Here is a 2,518-nt window from a genome sequence, read left to right as displayed (position 1 = left end):
CTATCACAGTAAATATAATCCCATTGAAAGAACTTGGGCTGCCTTGGAAAATCATTGGAATGGCAGCATTTTAGATGAAGTTGAAACTGCATTAAATTTTGCCAAAACTATGACGTGGAATCGAAAAAATCCAGTTGTTAAGTTAGTTACTCAGACTTACTCTAACGGAGTCCGCCTAACTAAAAAAGCTATGCAAGAAATTGAAAATAAGATTGAACGTTTGACTAATTTTACCGAAGATAATTTACCAAATTTAGGTAAGTGGTTTATTGATATCTGTTGTGGAGTAACGTAATTTACAAAAAATTAAAAGCGCCAAAATAATCGATATCAATATCAATTCTGCTCACTGCATTTAAGAAGTATCTTTGTGCAGACATTTGTCTTGCATATTTATGGGGAGAGAGGTTGCCGACGGCAACCTCTCTCCTCCTCCTAAAAATGATTATCATTTTTATTGACTGTATATTTTATTCTCTGGAAGTCCCAAAGCGAATTAATCATTTTCTGAATCCGAAGTAATTCAGATGTTAATGTTACCTGCGTTTTATTCTTGTTTTTACTTCCTTTTGGTCGTCCACGCTGACGTTTTTCTTGAGGTTTTATTTCTCGGTTTGGTGACGGGCTACCTTTTTCTACATCGCTCTTGATTACCTGTTCTACCTGGATTGGAAACGAGTGCCTTTGTTCACTACACACTACTCTCATCATTTCATTTTTTTAACCCTTTCAAAAAAATATAACTATTAATTATATAATAAGTAGCTTATAGCACGTTAAACTAAGTATACTTAATTAGCGATCGCTCTTTGGGAAAAACTTTTTGGTTTACTGTTGACGCTGCTGCCAATCATGCGGGTATGCTCGGTCTAGAAACCATTCCCAAATTGAAGTGTCGGACAGCATGTGTTCGGCAATCTCTAACTCAGATTCCGCTTCCACGACGATAAAAGATGAGTCATACACACCTTCATCGATTACGCAGGTAATCAAAAATAACATAGCATCACAGAACCCTAAATTCTATGTAAGTTACACGCGATCGCTGCTTGGAGGATTTAGACTCAGACCGCAAGCTGTAGTGTGGTGATATCAAAATCGCTATCGGTTGCTTTAAAGAACAAGCTTACTTTTCCTATTTTAAATTTACTATGCTGCTTGAAAGTTAAGCCAAAGCAAGTGATTGGCATCAAGGGCGATGGGGTAAACCCTACCCTCCCCCGACATCAAATACTTTTAGCGAAATAACGATTTCGTCCTTTGTTTAAATCTTTTTTTCTTGCTATAACGAAGTCGTGGCTTGAATAAAGCACGAAAACACGATATAAATAAATCGCTCTTGGGCGAAAGGACGAAAACACGATGACCGTATTAGTGGGTGTCATCTCCCAAAAAGGCGGCGTTTCAAAAAGCACGATTGCCCGACTCATTGCCCGTGAGTATGCTGCTGCGGGTTGGGATGTAAAAATTGCCGACTTGGATGTTTCCCAAGGGACTTCCACAGACTGGAAGCAGCGTCGGGAAGTAAACGGTATCCAGCCGGAGATTGCAGTTGAGCAATTCCGCACCGTAGCTCAAGCACTGAAACACGCTGATGTTTATGACATCGTGATTTTGGACGGCGCACCGCATTCGACGCAAAGCAGTCTAGAAATTGCCCGTGCAAGTGATTTAGTAGTTCTGCCCACAGGCTTATCACTGGATGATCTCAAACCGTCTGTGCTGTTGGCGCATGAATTGGTAAACGCCAAAATCGCTACGGATAAAATTATTTTTGTTTTATGTCGAGTCGGCGATCGCGAGAATGAGATTGAGGAAGCCAGATCATATATTCATAAAGCTGGTTATGACACAGTAGCTGGCTCAATCCCCGAAAAGACAGCTTACCGACAAGCTTCTGATAATGGTCGCGCTCTTTCGGAGGTCACATTTCCTAGCTTGAAGCTACGAGCCGAACAAGTAGTACAAGGAATTATTGATCTGTTGAGTGAGCAAGAGGAATGATATGTCAACTAAACCACCTCCACCACCACGTAAACTAAGCAAAGGTGAACCCCCTAGCATTAAGGAAACAAAAGATAACTTGGAGAAGCCCGATCCAGGTGAAATTTCCAACCTGAATTTTAAAGTACCTGCCGAGTTTAAAAAGGATTTTAAAATTGCGGCTGCTACTTACGGTTGTACCCAAGTCCAGCTATTGCAGCGGATTTTTAAATACTGGACGGATAATCATGGCTAGTAAAAATTCGTTATTTCGCTAAATAACGAAAAAACGATTTCTTGCTTTCGTTATTTAGCGATTTGTGATTCAGTAGTTTTCAACACAAGATATACTGACAAAGCATTAGGTCAGGAACTAGCTGAATTGGTTTAACAGGGCAATGGAGTTAAACTAAGTCGTCTCAATACCAAGGCGGAGTAAATCAGGGTAAGCTCATCTAATTTGGTATAATGTGAACTTGACAAATCAAACAAAATAAGCATGAGAGACTGCCTAGAAAAAATACTTGACAGATAA

General features: G+C 39.8%; 4 protein-coding genes and 1 pseudogene. 3 read left to right on the top strand and 2 right to left on the bottom strand.

The genetic code is table 11. From position 1 onward, the window contains the following. Positions 1-295: ISAzo13-like element transposase-related protein (locus ACYTXL_RS35185; protein WP_461928601.1), on the top strand; the 295-nt coding region annotated here is incomplete at its 5' end. 143 nt (positions 296-438) lie between these two features. On the opposite strand, the pseudogene ACYTXL_RS35180 reads toward ACYTXL_RS35185, so the two are convergent. Together ACYTXL_RS35180 and ACYTXL_RS35175 are read right to left on the bottom strand one after the other, a co-directional pair. Then, positions 439-708: pseudogene (locus ACYTXL_RS35180) on the bottom strand (IS4 family transposase); the annotation flags it as partial. Between the two features lie 120 nt (positions 709-828). Further along, complete coding sequence (locus ACYTXL_RS35175) at positions 829-1,002, bottom strand: hypothetical protein (protein ID WP_461922489.1); 174 nt, start codon at positions 1,000-1,002, stop codon at positions 829-831. A gap of 360 nt (positions 1,003-1,362) precedes the next feature. Between ACYTXL_RS35175 and ACYTXL_RS35170 the strand changes: the two genes are divergently transcribed. Beyond that, complete coding sequence (locus tag ACYTXL_RS35170; RefSeq protein WP_461922488.1) at positions 1,363-2,004, top strand: ParA family protein; 642 nt, start codon at positions 1,363-1,365, stop codon at positions 2,002-2,004. Position 2,005: 1 nt separating this feature from the next. Continuing rightward, complete coding sequence (locus ACYTXL_RS35165; protein ID WP_461922487.1) at positions 2,006-2,239, top strand: hypothetical protein; 234 nt, start codon at positions 2,006-2,008, stop codon at positions 2,237-2,239. The last annotated feature ends 279 nt before the right edge of the window (positions 2,240-2,518 follow it).

The sequence above is a fragment of the Nostoc sp. genome (assembly GCF_054880495.1).
The sequence above is the reverse complement of the archived record's forward strand: the minus strand, read 5'-3'. Positions and strand labels throughout refer to the sequence as shown.

Coding starts and splice junctions, on each gene's coding strand:
- ACYTXL_RS35175 (WP_461922489.1), bottom strand. CDS start 1,002: ATGTTATTTTTGATTACCTGCGTAATCGATGAAGGTGTGTATGACTCA.
- ACYTXL_RS35170 (WP_461922488.1), top strand. CDS start 1,363: ATGACCGTATTAGTGGGTGTCATCTCCCAAAAAGGCGGCGTTTCAAAA.
- ACYTXL_RS35165 (WP_461922487.1), top strand. CDS start 2,006: ATGTCAACTAAACCACCTCCACCACCACGTAAACTAAGCAAAGGTGAA.